This is a genomic window from Frateuria sp. sgz306004 (genome assembly GCF_057750885.1).
In genome coordinates, this window is sequence record NZ_JBYLFE010000005.1 from 319,541 (window position 1) to 346,099 (window position 26,559).

Sequence of the window (26,559 nt, forward strand, 5' to 3'; positions counted from 1 at the left end):
GTAAACTCTTGCCCTGGGCGGCCGACAGTTTCTTTGGAGTTGTGAAGGTGGGGGCCTGGCGGCCCGCACCGGTCGGCACGCGATGTCACCTGGAGCATCGTCGGCATGGCTGACTTATTCGGCAATCCTCATTTGGCCGCTGGACGCGACCGCGCCCTCGCCGTCTATCGTTCGCACCGCGTGCGCAAGAGCCTGCTGGTTCTGGTGATCGCACTGGTGGTGTTCGGGCTGCTAGGGTTCTTGCTCGCCCCGACCATCCTGCGCAGCCAGATCGAAAAGCGAGCCAGTGCGGCGCTCTCCCGCCCGGTCACGCTGCAGGCGGTGCACCTCAACCCCTATACCCTGCGCGTGCAGCTCGACAAGTTGCACATTGGCGATCGCGACGGGAAATCGGCCTTCATCGATATCGACCAGGCGGTGATCAACGCCTCGTGGAGCTCGGTGTTTCGCATGGCGCCGGTGCTCGACGAGCTGTCGCTGCAACACCCGCGCATCCGCATCGTGCGCACCGCCGACCAGCGCTTCAATTTCACCGACCTGATCGAGCGCTACGCCTCCCAACCGTCGGACCCAAAGGCACCGCCGGCACGCTTTGCGCTCTCCAACATCAGCGTGCACAACGGCGACATCCAGTTCGATGACCAGCTCAGCCACGCTGAACACCGCGTTGAGCAACTGGAGCTGGGCATTCCCTTCCTCGCCAATCTGCCCAGCGATACGGACGTCTATGTGCAGCCGCTGCTGGCCATGCGCGTCGATGGCAGCCCGGTGCGCGTCTCCGGGCAGACCAAGCCGTTCGCCAGCAGTCGCGAATCCAGCATAAGCTTCCAGCTTGATCACCTGGACCTTTCACGCTACATCGGCTACGCACCCAAGCCCTTGCCCATCGCTATTCCGCAAGGCCAGTTGAGCGGCCAGTTGGAGCTGCACTTCGTGCAGGCCCAGCCCACGCCGCAGGTGCAGCTCACCGGCAAGCTGCAACTGGACGACTTCACCCTCAATAGCAGCCAAGGTGACGCGATTGCCAAATTGGCCCACGGCAGCGCCGAACTCGTGGACGTGCAGCCGCTGGCGTCGCGCTACCACCTGGGTGCGCTGAAGCTCGACCAGGCGCAGGTGTACTACACGCAGAAGGCCGACGGTCACACCAACCTGGACACGCTCACCAGCGCACCCGCACCCGCCGAAGCCGACAAGAAGGCCGAGCCCACCGACTTGCGCATCGCCACGCTCACCCTTGACGGCAGCACGGTGCACTACGCGAACGGCGATCAGGGCAAGCTGGACCTGGAGAAACTTCACGGCAGCCTTACCGGACTGAGCCTGCTCAAGGCGCCGCCCGCCAAGCTTGACCTCAGTGGCGAACTGTTCGGCGGCAGCATCGGCGCCAAGGGCACCGTCGACCTTGCTGCCAGCAAGGTCGACAGCGCGCTGCATCTAAGTCAGGTGGACACGGTGCCACTGCAGGCCGTCGTCTATAAGGGTCTGACCGCGCGCATCACCAAGGGCAAGCTCGATGCCGATGGCCAGCTCCAACTCGACTGGGGCAAGGCCGTCAATGTGCACTTGGCCAATACACACGCAAGCGTCGATGACTTCGCCCTGGAACCCCAATACAAGGGCCAGGGCGCACCGGTGGCGTGGGGCAAGCTGGACGTGGAAATCCGACAGGTCGACTTGGCCAGCCGCCAAGCCGAGCTGGGCCAGGTCATCGCCACCGACATGCAGCTGGACATACGACGCAACGAGAAGAAATACATCACCCTGCTCGATCTTTTCGAGGCCAAAGGCGCACCCAAGAAAGGTGCCGCCGCCAACAGCACGCCCTGGCACTGGAGCATCGAGCACTTGGGCGTGGAGAGCGGCAGTCTGCAATTCACCGACTTCGCTGCCGGCAGCACGCCAGCCAAGGTAAAGATCGATTCGCTCAAGGGCCACATGGAGCACATCAGCGACCGCCTCAATGAACCACGCGAGGTATCGCTGGAGGGCAACATCGGCAAAGGTAGCTTTGCCCTGTCCGGCAAAGTGCAACCCACGCCCACCATCGCGGACCTGGAGGTGTCCAGCAAACAGGTGGACATCGCCAGCTTTGCGCCGTACATCAGCGTTCCGCTGAACGTCACCATCTCCAGCGCGCGCGTCACCAGCAAGGGCAAGCTGCATTACGACGGCCGCACCGAAGAGCCCAAGCTCACCTTTAAAGGCAATGCCGCGCTGGAACAAGTACGCGTGCAGGACAAGCTGACCGGCGACGACTTCCTGCGCTGGCGCACCTTGAGCGGCTCCAATATCGACGTGAACATGGGCCAGGGTACGCCACGCATGCACGTGGGCAATCTGGTGCTCAGTTCTTTCTATGCGCGCATGATCGTCAACGCGAGCGGCAAGCTGAATCTCTCCGACGTGGTGGCCAAGCCGGAAGAGGCGCCGGTATCGGTGACCCGCGCCGAAGGTGCTCCGTTGCCGGCAGCGCCCACCCCCGCGGCAACCAAGCCGACGCCGGCACCAGCGAGTACGGTCGCCACCGCCACGGTGGCAAGCGCCCCCGCGGAAACCACGCCTGCCGCGGACATCCACATCGGCGGCATCACCCTGCTCAACGGCCAGCTCAACTACACCGATAACTTCATCAAGCCCAACTACACCGCCAACCTCACCAAACTGACGGGCAAGATCGGGGCGTTCGGCACCAAGCCCGGCGACCCGCCGGCCGATCTCTCTGTGCAGGCGGCTCTGGACGATGACTCGCCGGTGGACATTGATGGCACCATCAACCCGCTACAGCCCGTGGCCTTCCTCGACATCAAGGGCAAGGCCAACGAGGTGGAGCTCACCCGTCTCACGGCGTACTCCACCAAGTACACCGGTTACCCGATCACCGCCGGCAAGCTCACGATGGACGTGCACTACATGCTCGACCAGCGCAAGCTCAAGGCCGACAACCACATCTTCATCACCCAGCTCACCTTCGGCGAGCGCGACGAGAGCCCAGGCATCCAGCATCTACCGGTGAAGCTGGCCGTAGCGTTGCTGAAGGACACCGAGGGCAACATCGACGTGAACGTGCCGGTCTCCGGCTCGCTGGATGACCCGCAATTCAGCATGGGCGGCCTGATTTGGCGCGCCATCGGCAACCTCATTGCCAAGGCCGTCACCGCCCCGTTCCGCCTGCTGGGCGCCGCCTTTGGCGGTAGCAACCACGAAGATCTCGGCTATGTGGAGTTCGATCCGGGCTCGGATGTGCTCGACAACAAGGCACAGGAGCGTCTCGGCAAGGTGGTCGCCATGCTGGGCCAGAAGACCTCGTTGAACCTGGACATCATCGGCCGCGTGGACCCGAGCAAGGATCAGGATGGCCTGCGCAAGTTCACCGTGGATTCGATGGTCCGCCGCGCGAAGCTGCTCGACCAGTCGGGCAAGAACGCCGACACCTCCGATGCCGCGCTCGCCGCCGTCAACATCACCCCCGACGAATACGAGAAATACCTCAAGCGCGCCTACAAGGACGACGACTTCAAGGGCAAGCCCAAGAACATCATCGGCCTGAAAAAGTCGCTGGAGCCGGACGAAATGCGCAGCTTGATGGAAACCAACGTGCCCGTGGACGACAAGGCCATGCACGACCTGGCCGATCGCCGCGCGGCGGCCGTCCAGACCTGGCTGAAGGGCAAGCTGGACGAGAAGCGCTATACGGTGAAACCACCCCAGCTCGATGCCAAGGGTATCGACGACCAGGGCAAGACCACGCGCGTGGAGTTTGGCCTGCATCAGGGCTGAGGCTAGCGCTGCGTCAAGGAGATGCGCTTGCCGGATGAGGCGGCAAGCGCGACTGGCATCCAGCTTTACCCCATGCCAAAGACTGCGCTTGCGCCCCTTTTCAGAGCCGCGCTCCTCCCCGGGCGTGCAGCCATGCTGCGAAATCAAAGGACGCCGGCTGATCTCGGTGATCGACCCTTCCGTACTCCAGCGTTTGTGGCATCGCCCTCCCCGCTTCCTTCCCACGGTCGCCCCAAGCGATCAAAATAGGCCTTTGTCCCGCTGGAACACCCCCATGAGCTACCCCGGCCAGTCCCGCTTCGCCACTGAACTCGAATCGATCCGCGAGCAAGGCTTGTTCAAGGCCGAGCGCATCATCGTCTCGCCGCAGTCGGCCAAGGTCCGCCTGGACAGCGGCAAGGAAGTGCTCAACTTCTGCGCCAACAACTACCTGGGTCTGGCCGATCACCCCGAAGTGATTGCCGCCGCCAAGGAGGCGCTGGATACCCACGGCTTCGGCATGGCCTCCGTGCGCTTCATCTGCGGTACGCAGGATCTGCACAAAGAACTGGAAAAGAAGATCGCCGACTTCTTCGGCAAGGAAGACACCATCCTCTACGCGGCCTGTTTCGACGCCAACGGCGGCTTGTTCGAGCCACTGCTGGGCGAAGAAGACGCCATCATCTCCGACGCGCTCAACCATGCCTCGATCATCGACGGCATCCGTCTGTGCAAGGCCAAGCGCTTCCGCTATGCCAACTGCGACATGGCCGACCTTGAGAAGCAGTTGCAGGCCGCTGACGCCGCCGGCGCGCGCACCAAGCTGATCACCACCGATGGCGCCTTCTCCATGGACGGCTTCATCGCACCGCTCGACCAGATCACGGCGCTGGCCCGCAAGTACAACGCACTCGTGCACATCGACGAATGCCATTGCACTGGTTTTCTCGGCGACACCGGCCGCGGCTCGGCCGAGGTCAATGGCGTGCTCGACAAAATCGACATCATCACCGGCACGCTGGGCAAAGCGCTCGGCGGCGCGCTGGGCGGCTTCACCACCGGCCACCGCGAAGTGATCGAGATGCTGCGCCAGCGCTCGCGTCCGTACCTGTTCTCCAACTCGCTGCCGCCGCATGTGGTGGCCGCGGGCACCAAGGTGTTCGACATGCTGTCCAGCGCGGGCGATCTGCGCGAGCAGGTGAAAGCGAACACGGCTTACTTCCGTGAGCAGATGACCAAGGCTGGCTTCGATATCAAGCCGGGCGTGCACCCGATCGTGCCGGTGATGGTCTACGACGCCAAGAAAGCACAGGCGATGGCAACGGAGCTACTGGAGGAAGGGATCTACGTCACCGGCTTCTTCTACCCGGTGGTACCGCAGGGCCAAGCGCGCATCCGCACCCAGATGAGCGCGGCGCACACGCTCGAGCATCTCGACCAGGCGATTGCTGCATTTACCAAGGTGGGCAAGAAGCTGGGCGTGATCTAAGCCACCGCACCGAAGAGGGCTTCGTCCAGAGCCCTCTTCACACCACCGCTTTCAATCTTCGCCGTCACGGCGCACGGCGTTGTAGCCACCATGTGACGACAATGTCAGGCCGCGCTGTCTACGACTGACCCAACGCTCGCACCTCGGCCTCGCTGAGGTGCCGCCACTGGCCCTTGGCCAACTCGCCAAGCCCCAGCGATCCAATCGCCACGCGGATCAACCGCATCACATCGATGCCGTGCGCTGCCAGCAAGCGGCGGATATGGCGATTGCGCCCTTCGTCCAGCACGATTTCCAGCCAGGCATTCTTCTCGCCCTGACGCAGCAACGTGGCGCGCCGAGCGACCAATCGTTCACCCTGCTCCACCACGCCATGCGTCAGCGCTTCGAGCAGCGCTTGGTCGGGAACGGTGTCGACCTGCACGTGATAGGTCTTGTCCACGTGATGCTTCGGTTCGGTAAGCCTTGCCGCCCAAACGCTGTCGTTGCTGAGCAGCAATAGTCCTTCGCTCGCCTTATCCAAACGGCCGACCGGCCCCAGCCACGGCAAGCCGGCATCCTTGAGCAAGTCATAGACGGTGTCGCGGCCGCGCTCGTCGGCCGCACTCACCACGATGCCGCGTGGCTTGTTCAAGGCGATATAGACACGCGTGCTCGCTGCCACCGGCTCGCCATCGAGCAGGATGCGTTGGCGCTGCGCATCGGCCGGCCGCTCCGGATCGAGCACCACCTTTCCATTCACGCTTACCCGCCCTTCGCGCACGGCCTTCTCTGCCTGGCTGCGCGAGCACACGCCCAGCTTGCTCAACACACGCGCCAGTCCAAAGCGCGGCGCAGCATGGGCGGCGATGGTTCGGTTTGGCGGACGGCTCGGTCGCATGAATAAGAGGATGCAGCGAAGAAAACGGTTAGGGTGGCCATGGTAGGCGATCTGCCGTCACTCACGCGCCCCAAAAAGAAAAGCCCGGCTTACGCCGGGCTTTTCAGTACTGCGAACAGATCCGATTACTGCTGGACCTGCAGCTCCGTGCGACGGTTGCGAGCGCGACCGGCGTCGGTGTCATTGCTGTCGATCGGGTCGTTCTTGCCGTGACCGATCGGGCCTTCCAGACGGCTGGCAGCGATGCCGTGGCCGGTCAGGTAGTCGTACACGATCTTGGCGCGACGCTCGGACAGCGACTGGTTGTACGCGTCCTTACCCTTCGAGTCGGTGTAACCGGCAACGGTCACCTTGACCTGCGGGTAGCGCTGCAGGGTGTCCACAGCCTGGTCGAGGATGGCCATCGAGTCAGCGGTCGGCTCAGCCAACGCCTTCTTGATGTCCTTCTCGCCAACCTTCGGGCGGTCGAACTTGAAGTTCACGCCGCGCAGGTCGATCACGACCTTCTGCGGGCAACCGTCCGGACCGACGATCGTGCCTTCCGGCAGATCCGGGCACTTGTTGTCGCACAGGTTCACGCCGTTGCGGAACTGCTTGGAGCAGTCCGGAGCCACCGGAGCGACCGGGGCCGGGGTTGCTGCCGGAGCAGCGGCCGGCTCGCCGAAGCGCGACACGATGGACAGGCCCAGGAACCAGTCGCCGTAACCGTTCTTGGCGGTGTTCGACTTGTCGTCCCAGTCGTAGCGGTAGCCAGCTTCGACACGGATGTCGGTGCTGTCGGTGACGGTCTTGGACACGCCGCCGCCCAGCTCAGCCGCCGGCGACCAGCCCTTGTCGGTCGGGTTGCGGTGGTAGCTGCCCATCACGCCCACGAGGGCGTACGGACGCCATGCGTTCCAGTCGCCGTAGTAGAAGCGAGCGGTCACGCCGTAGTTGTTGTTCGCCCAGGTGCCACCGTTGTTGTCGATGTCACGCTTGGTGCGGTCGATGAACAGGTCGATCGAGGTGTTCGGCGCAATGAAGCGACCAACGCCCAGGCCATAGTAGAACTGGCGGCTGTTGGTGTTGCGATCGGTGTCGTTGTAGTAGCCGCCCACGGTCGGAGCGATGTACCAACGGCCGTCATAGCTCGGCGAGGACGCGCTGTCCTGCGCGTGCGCTGCACCCACGCCGCCCAGGGCCAGGGCGATCAAGAAATACAAGCCCTTACGATTCATCAGATGTCTCCTCATTTTATTGGTATCTGCGTCCGTTCCACCCCAGACGGAAAACGCACGTCATAACTGACTTCATCATCCAGGGACTTGTCCCGTCCCTCAGCTTTGCGCCCCGATCTAGAGTCTCAAGATCACAAGCGCGGCGAAGTGTAGCAAAACCGTTAAGCCCATCGCACGTAGTGCGAGACGTATCCGGTGAGGCGTTGTTCAGCAAGCTGCGTTTTACACATGCACGCATGCGACAACATGCCGCGCCGAGACACAGAACTCATCGGATGCGCGATGCATGGCGCCGTCCTGCATCGCGCATTCGCTGCATATGGTGGCCGTCATGCCAGACGATGCGCGCACATATAAAAAAGAAAAGCCCGGCTTGTGCCGGGCTTTTCGGTACTGCGAACAGATCCGATTACTGCTGGACCTGCAGCTCCGTGCGACGGTTGCGAGCGCGACCAGCGTCGGTGTCGTTGCTGTCGATCGGGTCGTTCTTGCCGTGACCGACCGGGCCCGACAAACGGCTGGCGTCGATGCCATGCGAAGTGAGGTAGTCGTACACAATCTTCGCGCGACGCTCGGACAGCGACTGGTTGTACGCGTCCTTGCCCACCGAGTCGGTGTAGCCAGCGACCGTGACATGCACCTGCGGATAGCGCTGCAGGGTATCCACAGCCTGGTCGAGCACGGCCAGGGAATCCTTGGTCGGTTCGGCCAGCGACTTGGCAATGTCCTTCTCGCCCTTCTTCGGACGGTCGAACTTGAAGTTCACGCCGCGCAGGTCGATCACGACCTTCTGCGGGCAACCGTCCGGACCGACGATCGTGCCTTCCGGCAGATCCGGGCACTTGTTGTCGCACAGGTTCACGCCGTTGCGGAACTGCTTGGAGCAGTCCGGCGCGGCCGGCGGCGGCGGCGGCGGAGTCGGCGCAGCGGCCGGTTCACCGAAGCGAGACACGATGCTCAGACCCAGGAACCAGTCGCCGTAACCGTTCTTGCTCGCCTGCGACTTGTCGTCCCAGTCGTAGCGGTAGCCACCTTCAACGCGAACGTCGGTGCTGTCCGTCACTGTCTTGGACACGCCTACACCGAGTTCGGCAGCCGGCTCCCACGCCTTGTCGTAGGGATTGTGATGGTCGCTGCCCATCACGGCGCCCACGATGTACGGACGCCAATCGGTCCAGTCGCGGAAGTAATAACGCGCGGCCACGCCGATATTGTTGTTGAACCAGGTGCCGCCGCCGAGGCTGCTGTCGACAGTACGCTTGGTGCGATCGAAGAACAGATCCAGCGAGAAGTTCGGGGTAAAGAACTTGCCCACGCCCAAGCCGTAATAGAACTGGCGGCTGTTGGTGTTGCGGTCGGAGTCGTTGTAGTAGCCACCCACGGTCGGGGCGATGTACCAACGACCGTCGTAGGTCGGCGTAGAGGTCGGAGCGGAGCTGGAAGTGTTGTCCTGCGCATGAACGGCACCGACGCCGCCCAGTACGAGGGCAATAAGCATGTACAAGCCCTTACGTTTCATCAGGTGTCTCCTCGTTTATTGGTGTACGCGTCCGTTCACCCCAGACGGGAAAAGCATCAGCCGTGGATTCCGATTCCTTAAGAACCCGCAAGCATGATTTCAAACCTAGTGCAGCTTGTTTACCCGAAACGGGCGCGGAGTAGTTTAGCAAAAGTTAAACAAATGCAAATCGACCCCAAACGCTCGTTCATTTTCGGGTCACGCCGTCTTTAAAGCGTGAAGAGCGACATAAATACCTGAACGGGCAAGACATCCATTCGAACCGGGTCGGCAACGGCGTTCAGGATGGCGTCGACCCGGTGCATGGGCAGATGACCACGCATGGCCACCTCGAACTTGTCCATCAGCAGGGGGATGCCTTCCGCCCGACGCCGGCGATGACCCACGGGGTAATCGATGGAAACCCTGGGTGTCTGGCTACCATCCTTGAAAAACACCTGGATGGCATTGCCGATAAATCGCTTATCGGGGTCAAAATAATCCCGGGTGAAATCCGGATTTTCGGTGACCGTCATTTTCTCCCGCAAAGCATCGATAAGCGGATCGGCGGCCACCCCGTCGCTGTAGTCCTCCGCCGTGAGGCGTCCAAAAATCAGCGGCACCGCCACCATGTACTGGATGCAATGATCGCGATCGGCGTAGTTAGCCAGCGGGCCGGTCTTATCGATGATTCGCCGGCCCGCCTCCTGCGTCTCGATGGTTATTCGGTCGATATCCCCTAGCCTGCCCGCCACCGCACCATGCAGTTGCATCGCGCACTCCACGGCGGTCTGGGCGTGGAATTCGGCCGGGTAACTGATCTTGAAGAGCACGTTCTCCATGACATAGCTGCCGAACGGTCGTTCGAACTCAAACGGCCGCCCGCCGTAAGCGGCATCGTAGTAACCCCAGGTGGGCGCACTGAGTGCCGAGGGATACCCTTCCTCCCCTCGATGAACCGCGTTGATGGCGTGGATCACCGCTCGCCGGCAGGCGTCGCCGGCCGCCCAGCTCTTGCGTGGCCCCGTATTGGGTGCATGCCGGTAGGTGCGCAAGGCACCGTTATCGATCCAGCTATGGGAAACGGCAGCGATAACTTGCTCCTTGGAGCCGTCCAGCATGGCCGTAGAAACCGCCGTGGATGCCAGGCGGACCAGAATCACGTGATCCTGCCCGATACGATTAAAGCTGTTCTTGAGGGCATAGCAGCCCTGAATTTCATGTGCCTTGATGGACCAGCCAAGCACATCGCGCACGCGCAGCGGTTCGCGGCCCTCGCGTTCGGCCTTGCGACTCAGGTAGTCCGCCACGGCGAGAATGGCGCCCAGGTTGTCCGAGGGATGGCCCCACTCGGCGGCCAGCCAGGTGTCGTTGAAGTCCAGCCAGCGAATCTGCGTGCCGATGGCGAAAGCGGCTTGCGCGGGGTCCAACTCGTGACGGGTACCCGGCACACGTGCGCCACCAGGCAAGTCGGCACCCTCCACCAAAGGTCCCAGGTGCTTGACGCATTCAGGGAAGCGCATGGCCATCATGGCCGTGGCGAGGGAATCCAGTAATACGAGGCGCGCAGTGTCATAGGCGTCCGGTGAGCCGACCGAGTCGGCCAGCACGTAGTCAGCCACGTCCACCATGACTTGATCGGGGGGCGGACGCCTGGCGGAGCGGATGTCGTGCGCGCTCATGAAGCTCACCCCATCGCAATGGCGAAGCGTCGATTGTACCGGCACAAGACTCGTCTTATCCGTAACTTGGCTTGACTGGTATGCAGGCCAACATCGACAATGAAACGATACTGATCCCAAAAGGGAGTAGTTCCGGACACGTGCCTTTACGTGTCTACGCGGTGATCGTCATCACGAGCGCACAACACGCTCCGGGCGCCGCGGCGGCTCTGCCGCGAACGAGACTTTTGCAGTAGCGACGGGCCGCGCGTGTCCGTCGCTGCTGCATTTGTCTTACGCGCAGAGACTGTTTTTATGGAACTGACCGGTACCGACTTCCTCTCCAGCCTGCTGGCCATCGTGCTGCTGGACCTGGTGCTCGCGGGCGATAACGCGATCGTCATCGCCCTCGCCGCCCGCAACCTACCCCGCCAGATACAGAAGAAGGCCGTGCTTTGGGGCACGCTGGGCGCCATAGCCGTGCGTCTGGTACTGACCGGCCTGGTGGTTTACCTGCTGCATCTGCCCGGCCTCATGCTGGTGGGTGGCCTGCTGCTGTTGCCCATCGCATGGAAGTTGCTCCAGCCACAGGCCGAGCATGCGCATGACGTAAGCGCCGCCTCCGGCTTCTGGGCGGCCATGCGCACAATCATCGTGGCGGACGCCTTGATGGGCATGGACAACGTGCTGGCCATTGCTGGCGCGGCCAAGGGGCATATGGGGCTGGTGATCATCGGCCTGGCCATCAGCGTGCCGCTGGTGGTGTGGGGTTCGTCGCTGATCCTTCGTCTGATCGAACGCTTTCCGGTCATCGTGTACATCGGCGCCGCTGCCATTGCCTGGACGGCAGCGCGCATGATCGCGCAGGACCACTGGCTGGCACCGTGGTTCGAGGCGAACGCGTGGGCCGCCTATGCGTTGGACGCGCTGCTGGTCATCGGCATTTGTGCAGGTGGGTTGCTGATGAATCGACGCCGCCTTCGCCTACGCGCCGAGGCTTGAGCGCTTGCGCCGGCAGAGGCGACACTGCGCGCCCTCTCTCCATCATCGGGAAATGACCGCATGAAGCTGTACTACCTGCCCGGCGCCTGCTCGCTGGCCGACCACATCGTGCTGGAATGGATCGGCGCCCCTTACGAGGCGCAGCGCGTTCCGCGCGAAGGCCTGCGCTCGGAGGACTACCTGCGGATCAATCCCGCGGGCGTGGTGCCCGCGCTGCAAGAAGACGATGGCTGGGTGCTCACCGAGAACGCGGCCATCCTCAACTATCTTGCGGACAAGTACCCGCAGGCGGGACTCGGCGGCGATGGCAGCCCGCGCAGCCGCGCCGAGGTGAATCGCTGGCTGGCCTACCTCAACTCCGACGTGCACCCGACCTTTCGCCCGGTGTTCCGCCCGGAGCGCTTCATCGACGGCGAAGAAGCACAGGCCCAGGCACGCCAGATCGCCGTCGCGCGCCTGCGTGCCTATTTCGAGCGCCTGGACGCGCAATTGGAAGGCCGGGAATGGCTGACCGGCACGCGCTCCTACGCAGACCCTTACCTGTTCGTCGTGATCAATTGGGCCAAGGCCAAGGGCGCCGACCTCACCGGCCTGTCCAACCTGGCGCGCTTCCACGAACACATGCTGCAGGACGCCGGCGTCAAGGCCGTGCTGCAAAAGGAAAGCATGTAAACCACCGGGTGCGGCCGCCGGGGCCGCACCCTTTTCCACAGGCTCAATACACCATGGGTACGCGCACGGTGACCGTGGCGTCGGGCGTGTCGCGAGTCACGCCCACGCCCAGCGTGAAGTTCAAAGTGCGCTTATCGTTCATGCGCCACGAACCGCCGAGCAGCAACGTCCCCAGCACGGTCTTCACCGAACCCGGCACCGTTTGACCATTCTGCTTGGTCACACCCACGAAGCTCTGGTCGTAGCCAATACTTATCGAGGCGCGCTCGTTGAGCGAAAGGCCCATGCCCACACTCACGTCCGCCACGTCGCCCACCTTCACCTTGCCCAGAAACTCATTCCCCCCCAGCAGAATCTTTCGACTCACATTGGTGCGGGCCACGTTGTACAGATAGCTCACGTTGCCGAAGAACACGACCGGGTCGGTGGGATACAGCCAGGTCAGGCCCGGCTGTATCGACCAAAAACCCGAACCCGTCGGCTGCTGCAGAGGCAAACCGGTGCCCGTGGCGGAAAGATCCACCTCGTTGATCACGTTCTCCACACAGCGCTGGATGCAGTCCGTCGTGACCTGGAACGGGTCCCTGCCCGTGTGCGACTTCACGCGCAACCAGCCCACGTAAAACGCTTTGTCCGGCCCACCCACGTTGATCTGATAGCGCGCCGTGGCCTCGATATCGCCCAGACCGTGGCCGCTCGAACCAAACGCGTTATCCGTAGCGGTGCCGGTGAAGATCTCGCGGCTCACGGTATCGGTGTGTTGATACACATAAGGAACGCGCAGCTCCACCTCCAGGCGATTGGTGATGCCATAGCGACCCGTGAGCCAGCCGATCTGCGTGGTGGTTTTCACTTGTCGCGCGTCGATCAAGCCAATCAGGATCGCTGGTATCACCGTGTAGCCCACCAGGGCCACACGATCGACCGACGAATAGCCGAACTGATAGGCCGGTTCGATAATGAACCGCCCTTTGGGCGTGAGCACACCTGGTTGCTGGAAGATCGGCGCGACCTCCGGCGGCCGGGTGTCCTGCTTGGGTGCTTCACCCACGGGCTGCTGGGGCGCCGCGCCGTCGGATGTTGGCGCACTGGCGGCCACGGCCTGAGCGGCCGGCATCGGCAATGCCGACGCGCCAGGGCCACCGGCGGCAATATTGCCAGCCCTCTGCTTGTCCAGCTCATCCATGCCTACGGCGTGACGCAAGGCCTGGTAGTCGGCTTCCTGCGCGGCCAGCGCGCGCTTCATGGCGTCTAACTGTTCGATCTGCGCGCTGATCTGGCTGCGCATTGCGTCGATACGTTCACCTTGTTCCGTCACCTTCTTTTTCAGGTCATCCGTGGGCGCGCCAGCCGCTTCTGCGGGCGCCCCGACCACGGCCGTGGGGACGTCACTCGGCGCCGCCGGCTGCGCGCCAATCACGCCCGACGGAGTTGCCCCACCCTGCTGGGCCGCCACCGGCAGGCCGAGCAGAACCGAGCCTGCGCAACCCGCCGACCACACGTATCGCCACGCTGCATGTCGCATCATCCTTCCCCATGTCCTACGGATTGTCGTTGCGCGCAAACAAACGCGCCGCGGCCGAAGCCGCGGCGCATTCGCAGCGGAGTGCCACCGCTGGAGGTGCGCGTCCCATCTTCAGTGCCCCAATGACTGCAACTGCGCCGCCTGCAGCGCGTCCTGAAAATTCGCCTGGCGAAATGCGTTGAGCGTGTTGACCGATGTGTTGAGCGTGGTGACGCTTTGAATGTTCTGGTTATTGAGCGTGTTCTGCACCACCGTCGCCGCCGATACCTTGTTGCCCAGCGACGATGGATCAAAGGTGTTATTCGGCCCGACCTGCGTGACCGATACGGAGTTGAGCGCCGCCGACATCGCCGCCGCTTGACCGGCGGTGATATGCGCGATGTCGGGCACATTGAAACTGGTGGAGGTCACCAGGTTGCCGTTGACGTAAACCGCGCGATCGATACCGAAAGATGCCAGCAGCCCGTTGCCGAGATCGAAGCCGCCACGCGTTGCATCCAGCGCTTGCTCGCTGACCGGCACCCAGGTCGTTACATCATTGGCAGCGGCTGGCTGGGGCGCGACCTGAGGCGCACCATCTTGGGCTAGGGCGCCCGGCGTCCAGCAGGGCGCCGTCGCCGACACCATCACCGCAACCACGATCCATCGATTGATCGCTTTCATCGCCCGCCCTCAAAGATCGTCCGGCCCTTTCTTGGGCATCACTGTGTTGAATAGACCATTGCGATCGATGCCCATGTTGAGCGGCGCCGGCGGCGCCACCTTCCAGTCGTTGGGACTGTTGAACACGGCAAGATTGCGCCGGTTATGAATCACGAAGACCAAACCGTTGCTCCACAGCGTCATGAATTTGCCGCGCGAGATGACGCGTGTGCCACGCGCCGGGTCGCCCACCAGCACGCGATCGTTGCGTAGCCCCTTGATCACCACGAAATGGTGATAGCCACGCTCGTCGATCAGCACGATCGCCGGCAAATTCTCCTGCTCCAGCTTGTCGATCGGCACCTTGAAGCCATCGGCCTCGAATCCATTGGCTTCAAGAAAACGCTTGATATCAAGCAGGGAAAAACCTTCCTTGCTGATCTTGGCCTGGTCGCCGTGCTGGTACATCTGCTCGAAAGCCACCTGCTCGTTGACGGGGTAGCCGTACTGATAGGTAAGCAACGTGGCTACCGCGGCCGAGCCGCAGCTGAAGTCGTACCGCTGGTGGATCGTGCTCTTGTAGCGAGCCTCTTTGAGGCTGGTCAGATGCACGGTATAGAGCCCACCGGAGTTACCGGTCACCGCCACCGGCGTCTCGGCATGACTCCCCAGCGGCAGCGCCGCCAACACCACCAGCAGCGCCGCCATCGCTTTCATTGCTTGAACTCGACGTTGAGAACCATGGCGTTCTGAATCAGAACGTTGCTTCCCGAGTTCTGTATGACGGTGGGAATGCCCGTGGCGTTGCTCAGCGACCCACCCATAATGACGTTGTCGCCCGTCTGCACGTAAGTGGCGCTGTTGTTGGATACCGTGCCGTTAAGCGTGGTGTTCTGAATCACCAGCGTTCCGCCGGTCATACCCGCCAGCGTGGCGGTATCCACGCTTTGACCAAGATCATCCGTCAGTGCAGGCCGCGCCTGGCTTGCTTGAACATAAACCGTCATCGGCGAGTGCTCACTACCCGCCATGTAAGTCGAAGAGGGTGCCGCGCCTTGCGCGCACACTACATAAGGTGTCGCCACGAGGGACAACACCAGCAATCCCATTCGCCAACCCATCACCCGCATGGCCGTGTCTCCCTAGCGCATCCGGGCCCCTCCGGCCACGACGTTTCTGCGTCGCGATCCTTCAAGGCCGAGCCCTCACGCCAACGCGAGTTGGCGGGATATTCCCGCCAACTCGCGGCCTTGGCTTAGTGAGTGAAGTTCAGGTTGGCTTGCACATTGACGCTCTGCTGGATCAGCGAAGCCGCGCCACTGTTCTGTGCAAGGATCGACACGCCGGCGGCTGCCGCTGCCGAACCGTTCATCTGGTTCGACATGTCGAACGTGCCAGCGTCGGCATAAGCCGTGCCGCCCGCGCCGCCCGCACCGCCTGCGCCGCCGGAGCCCGCGCCACCGGTGCCACCGGTGCCCGAACCGCCTGCGCCGCCCATACCTGCCGTGGCATCCGCCGCACCGCTGGTGCCGCCGGTTGCCGACGGGTTGCCGCTGGTGGCGCTTGCCGAGCCCGAAGTGCCCGCACCGCCCGTCCAGCTACCGCTGCCACCAGTAGCACTGCCGCTGCTGCCACTGCCATGGTTGCGCGAGCGAGCGTTGGCATAGCTATCGCCATTGCTGTCGCCGCCCGATGCCAGCGATGCTGCACCGGCGTCGCCACTGGCCGCGCCGCTACCGCCTGCACGACCACTACGGGCATGAGCGCTGCCGCCATCGCCGCCGTCGCCGCCATTGCCGCCGATGGCCTTGCCACCGATGCCCTTGCCGCCGCTACCGCCGCGGCCGCCATTGGCGTCGCCATTGTTCTGCGCCCAGTTGCCGATACCACTGACCGACACGCCACTCACGGAGCCATCGAGTTCGCTGTTGGCTACGGCGGTGCTGGTGTTGAAGGAGTTGGCAATAGACGAGGTGGACGTGCCACCGTTGTTGGCTGACGAAGCGCCCTGACCAGAAGCGCTGGCGTCACCGGAATTGAACGCATCGGTGAAGGTCTTGGTGTGCGTACTGGAGTTGCTATTGGAGTGCGTACTGGAGTTGTTGCTCGTATTGGTGATGGAGCTGCTGCCATGGGATTCATTGGAGGTGCTGTCTGCGAAAGCGGGCAGCGCCAAGCCAAGACCCAGAACGATTGCCGTTGCAATAAGAGTCTTACGCATAGTCATTACTCCTGGAGCGATGCGGTGACCCCCTGTGTAGCTGGTATTGCCGACCCAGCACGTCACTAACGCAAACCCTGTGCCACCGCTCCGATTGGCGCATGACACAGTGCGACAGCACGCAAATCAGCGACTTGACGAGACTCATGGCCAATGAGTCTGCGTGTGGTCAACACGCGAGAATGCTCGACTGATACATGTGCGTTACACCCCTCGCGGAGCGACGCTCGACGCGACATTCATAAACAAGCGGATATGAGCCACCAGATCAGTAGCTTGGGTGACTTTGTAGCGACTCGCCTTACGCCTGGAACAGGCGTATCAAGCGTGTTACACCCCTACATACAATTTGCTAGCAATTTCGTACAGGCTCCTGAACCACAACGAAAGATGGGCCTGCCTCAAGCGTCAGAGGCAAATCGCCACGCCCCGAAAGCAAAAGGGAGCCCGAGGGCTCCCTTTTCCGTTTCAGCCGTATTCGACAGCTCAGCGCTTTTCGATCGGCACGTAGACCTGATCTTCCGGACCGGTGTAGTTGGCGCTCGGGCGGATAATCTTGCCGTCCTCGCGCTGCTCGATCACATGCGCGCTCCAGCCGGAGGTACGCGCGATCACGAACAGCGGCGTGAACATGGCGGTCGGCACGCCCATCATGTGGTACGCGCTGGCCGAGAACCAGTCGAGGTTGGGGAACATTTTCTTCTGCTCCCACATCAGCTTCTCGATCTTCTCCGAGACGTCGAACAGCGTGGGGTTGCCACCTTCCGAGCAGAGCTTGCGCGAGATCTCCTTGATGATCTCGTTGCGCGGATCGGACCCGGTGTACACCGGGTGGCCGAAGCCGATGATGATTTCCTTGCGCTCCACGCGGGCACGGATATCCGCCTCGGCCTCGGCCGCACTGCGGTAGCGCGCGATGATCTCCATCGCCACTTCGTTGGCGCCGCCATGCTTGGGGCCGCGCAGCGCGCCGATGGCGCCGGTGATGGCCGAGTACATGTCCGAACCCGTGCCGGCGATGACGCGCGCGGTAAAGGTGGAGGCATTGAACTCATGCTCGGCGTAAAGAATCAGCGACTTGTCCAGCGAGTGGGCATGCAACTCGCTCGGCTTCTTGCCGTGCAACAGGTGCAGGAAGTGACCGGCGATCGATTCGTCGTCGGTTTCCGTCTCGATGCGCTTGCCGTTGTGGCTGAAGTGGTACCAGTACAGCAGCATCGAGCCGAAGCTAGCCATCAGGCGGTCGGCGATGTCGCGCGCCCCCGTCTGGTTGTGGTCGTCCTTTTCCGGCAGCACGGTGCCCAGCACGGAGCAACCGGTGCGCAGCACGTCCATCGGGTGGGTGGCGGCCGGCAGCAGTTCCAGCGCGCCCTTCACCGGCGCAGGCAAGCCGCGCAGGCGCTTGAGCTTGGCGCGGTAGGCGTTCAGTTCCGCCCAGTTCGGCAGCACGCCGTGCACCAGCAGGTAGGCCACTTCCTCGAAGCAACCCTTGGCCGCCAGATCGTGGATGTCATAGCCGCGGTAGTGCAGGTCGTTGCCGCTGCGGCCGACCGTGCACAGCGCGGTATTGCCGGCTGCCACGCCGGACAGGGCGACGGATTTCTTGGGCTTGGGAAGGGTTTGCTCGCTCATCGGATACGTCTCCTCAATGCATGCGATTCGACCGGCCGCGGCATCGCCACGGCCTGGCGAACGGATTGGCCGTGTCAGGCCTTTTTCTGGTGGGCGAACAGCGCGTCGAGCTTGTCCTCGTAGGTGTGATACCCGAGGAAGTCGTACAGCTCCGCACGCGTCTGCAGCGTGTCGATGATGTTCTTCTGCGTGCCTTCGCGGCGCACGGTCTCGTAGAAATTCAGCGCAGCCTTGTTCATGGCGCGATAGGCGCCACAGCAGTACAGCGCGATATCCACATTGGCCGAGCGCAATTCGTCGGTGGTGAAGAACGGAGTGGAACCGAATTCGGTGAGGTTGGCCAGGATCGGCACCTTCACGGCGGCGCGGAAACGACGGTAGTCCTCCAGCGAATTCATCGCCTCGGGGAAGATCATGTCGGCGCCGGCTTCCACGTAGGCGCAGGCGCGATCGATCGCGGCGTCGATACCTTCCACGGCGGCGGCATCGGTGCGGGCCATGATCACGAAACCGGCGTCAGTGCGCGCGTCCACCGCAGCTTTGACGCGATCGACCATTTCTTCCTTGGCGACCACTTCCTTGCCGGGACGATGGCCGCAGCGCTTCTGCCCCACCTGGTCCTCAATGTGCACCGCTGCCACGCCGACGTTGATGAATGAGCGGATCGTGCGGCCAATGTTGAAAGCGCCACCCCAACCGGTGTCGATGTCCACCAGCAACGGCATCTGCGTAGCGTCCACGATGCGGCGCGCGTCGGTAAGCACGTCTTCCATGGTGGAAATGCCCAGGTCGGGCATGCCCAGCGAATTGGCCGCCACGCCACCGCCGGAAAGGTACAGCGCCTTGTAGCCCACGTGCTTGGCCATCAGGCCAGCATAGGCCGTAATGGCGCCCATGACCTGGAGCGGGCTTTCGGCGGCAACGGCGGCGCGGAAGCGGGCGCCGGCGGATTCGGGTAGGGACATGGGGGTTCTCCTAAACCTCATATTGTAGGCGATGCCATGGCAAGGCCATGTCGCGGCGCACTAAGAAGGTTGCGGGCGCCGTCGCGAGGCGCACTCTGTCACCGTCCGATGTATTGATCAATCTTGATCCATACGATCAATATGTCGCCATGCGCACCCGATACCTCACCGCCCGCGAAGCCGCACGGCGCCTCGGCGTCAGCGCGGCCACGCTGTATGCCTATGTGAGCCGCGGCAAGATCGACTCGCGCCCCGGCGCGGATGGTCGCAGCCGCGAATATCGCGCCGATGACATCGAGCGGCTGATCGAGCGCAGACAAGCCGGGCGAGGCGCCGCACAAGGCGCGGCCCACAGCCTCACCTGGGGCTTGCCTGTACTCGAAACACGCATTTCGCTCATACGCCCCCATGGCCACTATTACCGTGGCGAGTCGGCGATTGCGCTGGCGCGCTCGGGCGCCACGCTGGAAGACGTGGCCCGGCTGCTGTGGGATGGCCATGGCGACCCCTTTGCAAGCGGGCCGCCAGCGGCATGGCCGACGCCCGTTGCGCTCTTGCTGCGACAACGGCCATTGCCACCGCTCGAACGCACGGCGGCCGCCCTGCCCTTGCTCGGCCACTACGATCCGCATGCCCATGGCAGCGATGCCGCCCAGCGACGCGTACTGGCGGCGCAACTGCTGCGACAGACGGCGGCCTTGCTGTGCGCAACGCGTCCGGAGCGGCGCCCCATCCACCTGGTGATGGCGGAAAGCTGGCGGCGTACGGATACCGCCTTCGCCGCCCTGGTACGCAGCACGCTGGTGTTGTGCGCCGATCACGAACTCAATGCCTCGGCCTTCGCCACGCGCGTGGCCGCTTCTACGGGTGCGAGTCTGCATGCCGCAGTGAGCGCAGGGCTGGCGACGCTTTCCGGCCCGCAACACGGTGGCGCAGCACCGCGCGCACACGCCTTCATCGTGCAGGCGTTGCGCGAACGGAGGCTGGCCGAGCACGTGCGCGATTGTCTGCGCCGCGGCGAGGAGTTGCCGGCGTTCGGGCACCCCCTGTATCCGGAGGGCGATCCGCGTGCGGCGCTGCTGCTCGGCATGCTGGAAGACCTGCGCCCACGCCTCGCCGGCCTGGCGCGCATCCGGCAATTGATCGCCGCCGTAAAAGACGCCACCGGCCGCGAGCCCAGCCTGGATTTCGCCCTGGCGGCGGTCGCCTATCTCTACGAGTTGGGCGGCGATGCGCCATTGTCGCTATTCGCCGCGGGTCGCATGGCCGGCTGGCTCGCGCACGCGCTGGAACAACAAGACTACGGCGGCTTGATTCGGCCGCGCGCCAACTACGCCGGCGCCCTGCCCGCGCGGCAGGCTTGAGCACGACACTCAGCTATCGGGCGCACGCTCCAAGGCACGACGCACCTCCTCCAGCGCGTTGGGATCATCCAGCGTGGAAAGGTCACCGGGATCGGTATGCTGCACCAAAGCCTGCAGCGAACGCCGCAGCAGCTTGCCCGAGCGTGTTTTCGGCAAGGCGCCAACTACATACACGCGCGCCGGCTTGGCGACGCCGCCCAACTGCTCCACCACGCGCTGTTGCATGGCGCGCGCCACCTCGCCCGGCCCTTGCGCCACGCCCTGCTTGAGCGTGGCGAACACCACCGGCACCTGACCCTTCAGTTCGTCATGCACGCCCACCACCGCCGCTTCCGCACACGCTGGATGCGTGGATACCGACTCCTCGATCTCGCGCGTGCCCAGGCGATGCCCCGCCACGTTGATCACGTCATCGGTGCGACCAAGAATGGTGGTGTAGCCGTTCTCGTCGCGAATGGCCCAATCCAGCGAGCTGTAGAGCTGCTCCTTGAAGTGGCTGAAGTAACTGTTGATGTAACGCTCGTCGTTGCGCCACACCGTGGTAAGGCAGCCCGGCGGCAGCGGCGGCACGAACACCAGCGCGCCCTTCTGGTTGGGCGGCAACTCCTCGCCGGTGCCCTCGTCGATCACTTTCATGCGGTAACCGGGGCTGGGCAAACCTGGCGAGCCGAACTTGACCGGCTTGAGGTCCAGCCCCGGCATCAAGGTGATGGCGGGCCAGCCGGTTTCCGTCTGCCAGTAATTGTCGATCACCGGTACGCCCAGGCCGTCGGTGATCCAGTGCGCGGTGGGCTCATCCAGCGGCTCGCCCGCCAGGAACAACCATTTAAGGCGGGAAAGGTCGTACTTCTTCAACCAGCTGGCGTCCTGCTTCTTCAGCACCCGGATGCCGGTGGGCGAGGAAAACATGGTGCGCACGCCATAGCGCTCGCACAGCCGCCACCAGATGCCCGGGTCGGGGCCGGTGGGCAGGCCTTCGTAGAGCAGCGAAGTCGCGCCACCGATCAGCGGCCCATACACGTTGTACGAATGCCCCACGGCCCAGCCCACATCGGACGTGGAGAACATCACCTGCCCGGGCTGGATATCGAACACCGTGGTGATGGACAAGGCCATCGCCACCGCGTAGCCGCCCACATCGCGCTGGATGCCCTTGGGCTTGCCGGTAGTACCCGACGTATAGAGCAGGTAGCTGGGCTCATTGGATTCGAGCCAGCACACCGGCACGTCAGCGCCTTCATGCCGCTGGCGCAACGTGGCGTAATCGAGATCGCGGCCGGCGATGCGCGTCATCTGCGGGTCCAGCCCGCGATCCACCAGCAGCACGTGGGCCGGCTTATGCGTGGCTTCCTCCAACGCAGCATCGACCAGTGGCTTGTAGGGAATCACTTTGCCGCCGCGCATGCCCGCATCGGCGGCGATCAGCAGCGCCGGTTGCGCATCATCGATGCGCAAGGCCAGGTTGTGCGCGGCGAACCCGCCGAACACCACCGAGTGAATCGCGCCGATACGCGCGCATGCAAGCATGGCGAACACGGCCTCGGCGATATTGGGCAGGTAGATCACCACGCGATCGCCCTTGCCCACGCCCAACGCCACCAGCACGGCGGCAAAGGCATTCACCTCGCGATGCAACTCGCGATAACTCAGCTCGCGGGTAATGCCCGTTTCGGTGGAAATGGCCACCAGCGCCAACTGCTCGCCGCGCGCCGCGAGGTGGCGATCCAACGCGTTGTAGCAAAGGTTGGTGGTGCCGCCCACGAACCAGCGTCGAAAAGGCAGCCGGGAAACATCGAGGATCTGCTGCGGTGGCGTGTGCCAATGAATGCGCTGAGCCTGCTCGGCCCAGAACGCCTCTGGCTCATCGATCGAACGCTGATAGAACTCCTCGTACCGCATCGCTCACCTCCGGCCCGCTGATCGAGGCTAGCCTAGACCAGCGGCACCGCAGGCACCTTGCGACCTTGGTCGAGTCCCGGTGCGCGATCGTTAGGGATGCCCTGATTTTGATCGTCATCCCAGCGAATGCTGGGACCCAGCGCCGATCAATCCTTCAACGCAAATACACTGGATTCCTGCCCCCTTTTCTTCGGGTACGCAGGAATGACGAACAAAAAGTCGATCGATCAGACCTTCTTTAGAGGCAGGAAACCGCAGCGTCGCGATACGCCGAGTTGTAGGCCTTCTTGGCGTCCTGGGTTTCGTACATCATCACCTGGGCACCGGTGCCATCTGGCGTCACGCTGAGCAGTTCGCGCGCGCCCGTCTTGTCGGTCGCCGACAAAGTGCCTTCTTCCTTCTTGTCCGACAGGCTCACCTGCGTGGTCTCGGACCACTTGGCGCGCACACACTCCAGGTAGGTCGGCACGTCCTTGTTGGTGCGGCTGCTCATCTTGGGCGTGGTATCACGCAAGCCGTGCACCCCACCACAAGCCGTCAGCAGCACACCACAGGCAGCGATCGCAATTAGTTGCTTCATGTCCAGGTTCCAGTCGAGGATCAGGTGATTTTAACCATGAAGCGGGGCTTGGCGGAGGGCTTGACCCCCACGTTGTGTGAAGCCCCAACGTGCCCGGCACGCAAGGAGGACACCGCAGGGCTGCATAGCCATGCCCAGATCACCACCTTGAGCTTGTCACCGAAGTGCATGTCATAGAGCGCCCAGGCCTCAGCGACGTGCTTGCGCCGCACGGGCAAATAGGCGTCCACCAGATAAAACACCGCCACCAGCCCAACCTTCTGTACAGGCTTGGTGGTATCCGCCTCGTCCATAAAGGTGAAGTTCCAGCGCTAGGGATGGTCTGATTAAACGACATTTTGCTCGTCATTCCTGCGAACCCCAAAAAGGGGGCGAGAGCAGGAGGGGCTTTTCAACAGCCGAAGGCTGGTCATCCAGTGCCTCTATCTTCAAGCATTTACAGGCTATGGATCCCAGCTCTCGCCCCTTTTTGGGGTTCGCTGGGATGACGATCAAAATTAGAGCATCCCTAGGCCTCGAACGCGCCTAAGAGGTGCTTTTCATTGATGGCGTGTTCCTTGAGGCGTGGCAGTGTGGCGGCGCTCAAAGCGCCTTGATCAATCGCCACATCACCGGGTGTGCGCTTGAGGCCGCGCTGCCCTTGGCTGAGGCTGGATACCAGGCCGTGTACATAACGCACTACTGGATCACCACGATGGATGGCGAGTACCCCCGGTTGATCGAGCAACGCCCCGAGGTCGAGTTCGGGGTTGGTGCTCGACAGCTCCAACTCCAAGCAAACAGGCGCGACAGGCCTTCGGTATACCGAAATGACACCACATCGAGTGTTGTGCCTTGGCTCAAATGCACATCGGATTGGCGCGCCATGGGCGTCCCTGGAGGCAAGCGAGGGGACGCCTACGTTGCACGCTCTGGCTTCCACGGCGTATCCGCGCGCGCGGACGTGCGTTGTCGGCCTTGGCGGATACGTACGCCTGCGCATGCCCACGTGGTGCACTGACAGCGCATGCCGCCGTGGAGGCGCGCCGGGGCCGCATGGTGCGACGGGTGTTCGCCTGACAAGGCGTTCGGTGGGGCTCTGTTACTTTTCGTCTCGTTGCGCGCGGGGTTCCTCAACGTGTCTCTCGCGCAACACATGACCCTCGGGTCATGAAGCGCGGGCCGCGAGTGTGTCGAGCACTCACGACCCGCTGACCATCACCAACTAAGTGAGAGTTGATCATGGCTGTCCACGATCATACGGCACGCGCACGCCCGTCTTTCCCACCAGAGGCTACGCACGCGACCTCCGCCGACACGCTGGCTCCCCCAGCTGAGGCAGCGGACGCAGAGCAGCGGTTGTTAACGCTGATCGGTATTGCCCGCTCGGCAGACGCTTTATTGGGTCTGCTGATGGATAGCGAGGAGGCTCTCCTCGCCCCGTCGCGCCGAGGTTCCCAGCCGGTACGCCAGCTTGCCCTAACCCCGTTGGAATCCACGGGGTTATCGTTGGCTGTGCATTACCTGCACTCCTATGCGCGCTTGTTGGGCCAAAAAACCGCCGCCAGCACCTGACCCGTCCGTTGATCGCCCCCGCGGCGCACCGGGCGTGTTGCCGGTGTGCCGCACCTTGGCGATGACGTACGCCTGAATTGGCATTTTGCCTACATGTATCGCTGCGCTCGCGCCGGCGTGTTTAAGCGTGCGCGCACATCAACCAAGGATAGTGATGAGTCGGATTTCTCTCACCCCACGCATGCACGTTGGCCACCGGGTACCGCTGCGCTCGCCAGCGCAGGTACTGCTGCACGATTTTCTGCTGCCACAGCGGTTGCCGTGGGGGCAGGCAGCCCGGCGCATGGGCGTTACCAGCTTGGCGCTGCAGCGTTGGATGATGGAGGGCGAGCGGACCACGCCGGAGTTTGCGCGCGCCTTGGCGCGAGGGTTTGGCACCACGGCGTTTTATTGGATGGTGCTGGAGGCGCGCTGGCTGCTGGAGGGGGATATGAGGCCTTAGGTGACGCGCCGATCTCGCCCGCCCCACCCTCCCGCGAACCCCAAACATGGCGGCACATGCGGGAGTTCCACGTCTTTTCAGTCAAAGGTTCAACGGCACTCCATCTGCGCTTTCGTAGAGACGATGGCGATGATTTGGAAACGCCTTGGCCGAGCCGGAAGCACAGCGAATAGGTATTTCCCTACACGCAAATATGGCTTTGGACTAATCCGCACGTCCAATTTGCCAGTTCCACCGGCACTGAGAAGCTCCTTGACCCTGCTTTTTTGGCTTGGCCATGCGATCAATTCATCGTCATTTCTATTTCTGGGTGTTGCTTGCCATCCTGGCAGGCGGCTTGATCGGTCACTACGCGCCGGATACCGGCGTCGCGCTCAAACCGCTGGGCGATGGCTTTATCGCTTTGGTGAAAATGCTGATCGGCCCGATCATCTTCCTCACCGTGGTGATGGGCATCGCCGGTGTGTCCGACGTGAAAAAGGTGGGCCGTGTCGGCGGCAAGGCCATCCTGTATTTCGAGGTGGTGTCCACCTTTGCCCTGGTAATCGGCCTGTTCATGGTGAACCTGCTCAAACCGGGCGAGGGCTTCAACGTGACCGTGGAATCGCTCGACGCCAGCGCGGTGAGCAAGTACACCAAGGCGGCGCAAGAACAAGGCATCGTGCCGTTTCTGCTGCATTTGATTCCCAAGACCTTCACCGACGCTTTCAGCCATGAAGGCGACTTGTTGCAGGTGTTGCTGCTTGCCGTGTTGTTCGGCTTCGCCATGATTCACTTGGGCGAGCGCGCCAAGCCGGTGATGAACCTGCTGGAAGCGATGTCGCAGGTGTTCTTCCGCATCATGAGCCTGGTGATGAAGCTGGCCCCGCTGGGTGCCATGGGCGCCATGGCCTTCACCATCAGCAAGTACGGCGTACAGAGTTTGGGCCCGTTGATGAAGCTGATGGGCGGGTTCTATCTGTCCTGCGTGCTCTTTGTGGTGATCGTGCTGGGCGCCATCGCGCGCGCCACGGGTTTCAGCATTTTCGGCTTTTTGCGCTACATCCGCGACGAGCTGCTGCTGGTGCTGGGTACGTCCTCCTCCGAATCGGCGCTGGTGCCGTTGATGCAGAAGCTCGAACGCCTGGGCTGCTCGCGCTCGGTGGTCGGCCTGGTGGTGCCCAGCGGTTACTCGTTCAATCTGGACGGCACCAATATCTACCTCACCATGGCGGCGATCTTCATTGCGCAGGCCCTGAATGTGGAGCTGACGTTGATGCAGGAGCTGACCCTGCTCGCCGTGGCCATGCTCACGTCCAAGGGTGCCTCCGGTGTCACGGGCGCAGGCTTCATCACGCTGGCCGCTACCTTGGCCGTGGTGCCCACGGTGCCGGTGGCGGGCATGGCGCTGATCTTGGGCATCGACCGCTTTATGAGCGAAGCGCGCGCCATCACCAACCTGATCGGCAACGGCGTGGCGACCGTGGTGGTTTCGCATTGGGAGGGCGAGCTGGATCACGAGCGCCTCCAGGCAGAGCTCGCGGCCCCCGGCAGCACCTCCACGACCTGACCACACGC

Annotated in this window: 23 protein-coding genes; 8 read left to right on the plus strand and 15 right to left on the minus strand. The window is 63.0% G+C overall.

Annotated features, from left to right (window positions below):
• Positions 1 to 105 precede the first annotated feature (105 nt).
• Positions 106 to 3,780, plus strand: coding sequence for a DUF748 domain-containing protein (locus AC3G2C_RS12860; protein ID WP_488385008.1), 3,675 nt, complete (start codon positions 106 to 108; stop codon positions 3,778 to 3,780).
• Between the two features lie 274 nt (positions 3,781 to 4,054).
• Positions 4,055 to 5,248 carry a glycine C-acetyltransferase gene (gene kbl, locus AC3G2C_RS12865; RefSeq protein WP_488385009.1) on the plus strand — a complete coding sequence of 398 codons (1,194 nt, stop codon included), beginning with the start codon at positions 4,055 to 4,057 and terminating at the stop codon, positions 5,246 to 5,248.
• Positions 5,249 to 5,366: 118 nt separating this feature from the next.
• On the opposite strand, the gene AC3G2C_RS12870 is transcribed toward kbl, so the two are convergent.
• The 4 genes from AC3G2C_RS12870 to AC3G2C_RS12885 all read right to left on the minus strand — a co-directional run bounded on the left by AC3G2C_RS12870 (position 5,367) and on the right by AC3G2C_RS12885 (position 10,525).
• Positions 5,367 to 6,128: a pseudouridine synthase gene (locus AC3G2C_RS12870; protein ID WP_488385010.1), complete on the minus strand. Its 762-nt coding sequence runs from the start codon at positions 6,126 to 6,128 to the stop codon at positions 5,367 to 5,369.
• Positions 6,129 to 6,253: 125 nt separating this feature from the next.
• Complete coding sequence (locus AC3G2C_RS12875; protein ID WP_488385011.1) at positions 6,254 to 7,345, minus strand: OmpA family protein; 1,092 nt, start codon at positions 7,343 to 7,345, stop codon at positions 6,254 to 6,256.
• A gap of 409 nt (positions 7,346 to 7,754) precedes the next feature.
• Positions 7,755 to 8,864: an OmpA family protein gene (locus tag AC3G2C_RS12880; protein ID WP_488385012.1), complete on the minus strand. Its 1,110-nt coding sequence runs from the start codon at positions 8,862 to 8,864 to the stop codon at positions 7,755 to 7,757.
• Between the two features lie 209 nt (positions 8,865 to 9,073).
• The gene (locus AC3G2C_RS12885; RefSeq protein ID WP_488385013.1) at positions 9,074 to 10,525 is read right to left on the minus strand and encodes a bifunctional 2-methylcitrate dehydratase/aconitate hydratase; all 1,452 of its coding nucleotides are present in this window, start codon (positions 10,523 to 10,525) and stop codon (positions 9,074 to 9,076) included.
• Between the two features lie 294 nt (positions 10,526 to 10,819).
• Between AC3G2C_RS12885 and AC3G2C_RS12890 the strand changes: the two genes are divergently transcribed.
• Entirely contained in the window at positions 10,820 to 11,506 is a 687-nt protein-coding gene (locus tag AC3G2C_RS12890; RefSeq protein WP_488385014.1) for a TerC family protein, read from the plus strand.
• A 60-nt stretch (positions 11,507 to 11,566) separates the two neighbouring features.
• Positions 11,567 to 12,178, plus strand: coding sequence for a glutathione S-transferase family protein (locus tag AC3G2C_RS12895; protein ID WP_488385015.1), 612 nt, complete (start codon positions 11,567 to 11,569; stop codon positions 12,176 to 12,178).
• Positions 12,179 to 12,221: 43 nt separating this feature from the next.
• On the opposite strand, the gene AC3G2C_RS12900 is transcribed toward AC3G2C_RS12895, so the two are convergent.
• The 7 genes from AC3G2C_RS12900 to prpB all read right to left on the minus strand — a co-directional run bounded on the left by AC3G2C_RS12900 (position 12,222) and on the right by prpB (position 19,163).
• On the minus strand, positions 12,222 to 13,706 hold the full coding sequence (locus AC3G2C_RS12900; RefSeq protein WP_488385016.1) for a coiled-coil domain-containing protein: 1,485 nt from the start codon (positions 13,704 to 13,706) through the stop codon (positions 12,222 to 12,224).
• A gap of 108 nt (positions 13,707 to 13,814) precedes the next feature.
• On the minus strand, positions 13,815 to 14,366 hold the full coding sequence (locus AC3G2C_RS12905) for a hypothetical protein (protein WP_488385017.1): 552 nt from the start codon (positions 14,364 to 14,366) through the stop codon (positions 13,815 to 13,817).
• 9 nt (positions 14,367 to 14,375) lie between these two features.
• Positions 14,376 to 15,062, minus strand: coding sequence for a C39 family peptidase (locus AC3G2C_RS12910; RefSeq protein WP_488385018.1), 687 nt, complete (start codon positions 15,060 to 15,062; stop codon positions 14,376 to 14,378).
• A complete protein-coding gene (locus AC3G2C_RS12915) occupies positions 15,059 to 15,475 on the minus strand; it encodes a hypothetical protein (RefSeq protein ID WP_488385019.1) in 417 nt (138 codons plus the stop codon). Before AC3G2C_RS12915 ends, AC3G2C_RS12910 begins: the two co-directional genes overlap by 4 nt.
• Before the next feature lie 125 nt (positions 15,476 to 15,600).
• Positions 15,601 to 16,566 (minus strand): hypothetical protein, encoded by a 966-nt coding sequence (locus AC3G2C_RS12920; RefSeq protein WP_488385020.1) that lies wholly within the window; start codon positions 16,564 to 16,566, stop codon positions 15,601 to 15,603.
• Positions 16,567 to 17,052: 486 nt separating this feature from the next.
• Positions 17,053 to 18,198 carry a bifunctional 2-methylcitrate synthase/citrate synthase gene (gene prpC, locus AC3G2C_RS12925; RefSeq protein WP_488385021.1) on the minus strand — a complete coding sequence of 382 codons (1,146 nt, stop codon included), beginning with the start codon at positions 18,196 to 18,198 and terminating at the stop codon, positions 17,053 to 17,055.
• A 74-nt stretch (positions 18,199 to 18,272) separates the two neighbouring features.
• On the minus strand, positions 18,273 to 19,163 hold the full coding sequence (gene prpB / locus AC3G2C_RS12930; RefSeq protein ID WP_488385022.1) for a methylisocitrate lyase: 891 nt from the start codon (positions 19,161 to 19,163) through the stop codon (positions 18,273 to 18,275).
• A 149-nt stretch (positions 19,164 to 19,312) separates the two neighbouring features.
• Here prpB and AC3G2C_RS12935 point away from each other — a divergent pair, with 149 nt between their 5' ends.
• Positions 19,313 to 20,527 (plus strand): citrate synthase family protein, encoded by a 1,215-nt coding sequence (locus tag AC3G2C_RS12935; protein ID WP_488385023.1) that lies wholly within the window; start codon positions 19,313 to 19,315, stop codon positions 20,525 to 20,527.
• Positions 20,528 to 20,536: 9 nt separating this feature from the next.
• Here the strand turns inward: AC3G2C_RS12935 and prpE are convergent, their stop codons facing one another.
• The 4 genes from prpE to AC3G2C_RS12955 form a co-directional block, all read right to left on the minus strand.
• The gene (gene prpE / locus AC3G2C_RS12940) at positions 20,537 to 22,426 is read right to left on the minus strand and encodes a propionate--CoA ligase (RefSeq protein WP_488385024.1); all 1,890 of its coding nucleotides are present in this window, start codon (positions 22,424 to 22,426) and stop codon (positions 20,537 to 20,539) included.
• Positions 22,427 to 22,664: 238 nt separating this feature from the next.
• Positions 22,665 to 23,006, minus strand: coding sequence for a hypothetical protein (locus tag AC3G2C_RS12945; RefSeq protein WP_488385025.1), 342 nt, complete (start codon positions 23,004 to 23,006; stop codon positions 22,665 to 22,667).
• 20 nt (positions 23,007 to 23,026) lie between these two features.
• Entirely contained in the window at positions 23,027 to 23,299 is a 273-nt protein-coding gene (locus AC3G2C_RS12950; RefSeq protein WP_488385026.1) for a hypothetical protein, read from the minus strand.
• 215 nt (positions 23,300 to 23,514) lie between these two features.
• On the minus strand, positions 23,515 to 23,781 hold the full coding sequence (locus AC3G2C_RS12955; RefSeq protein WP_488385027.1) for a hypothetical protein: 267 nt from the start codon (positions 23,779 to 23,781) through the stop codon (positions 23,515 to 23,517).
• A 446-nt stretch (positions 23,782 to 24,227) separates the two neighbouring features.
• Here AC3G2C_RS12955 and AC3G2C_RS12960 point away from each other — a divergent pair, with 446 nt between their 5' ends.
• The 3 genes from AC3G2C_RS12960 to AC3G2C_RS12970 all read left to right on the plus strand — a co-directional run bounded on the left by AC3G2C_RS12960 (position 24,228) and on the right by AC3G2C_RS12970 (position 26,551).
• Positions 24,228 to 24,560, plus strand: coding sequence for a hypothetical protein (locus AC3G2C_RS12960; protein ID WP_488385028.1), 333 nt, complete (start codon positions 24,228 to 24,230; stop codon positions 24,558 to 24,560).
• A gap of 154 nt (positions 24,561 to 24,714) precedes the next feature.
• Complete coding sequence (locus AC3G2C_RS12965; protein WP_488385029.1) at positions 24,715 to 25,002, plus strand: helix-turn-helix transcriptional regulator; 288 nt, start codon at positions 24,715 to 24,717, stop codon at positions 25,000 to 25,002.
• A 277-nt stretch (positions 25,003 to 25,279) separates the two neighbouring features.
• On the plus strand, positions 25,280 to 26,551 hold the full coding sequence (locus AC3G2C_RS12970) for a dicarboxylate/amino acid:cation symporter (protein WP_488385030.1): 1,272 nt from the start codon (positions 25,280 to 25,282) through the stop codon (positions 26,549 to 26,551).
• Positions 26,552 to 26,559: the final 8 nt, after the last annotated feature.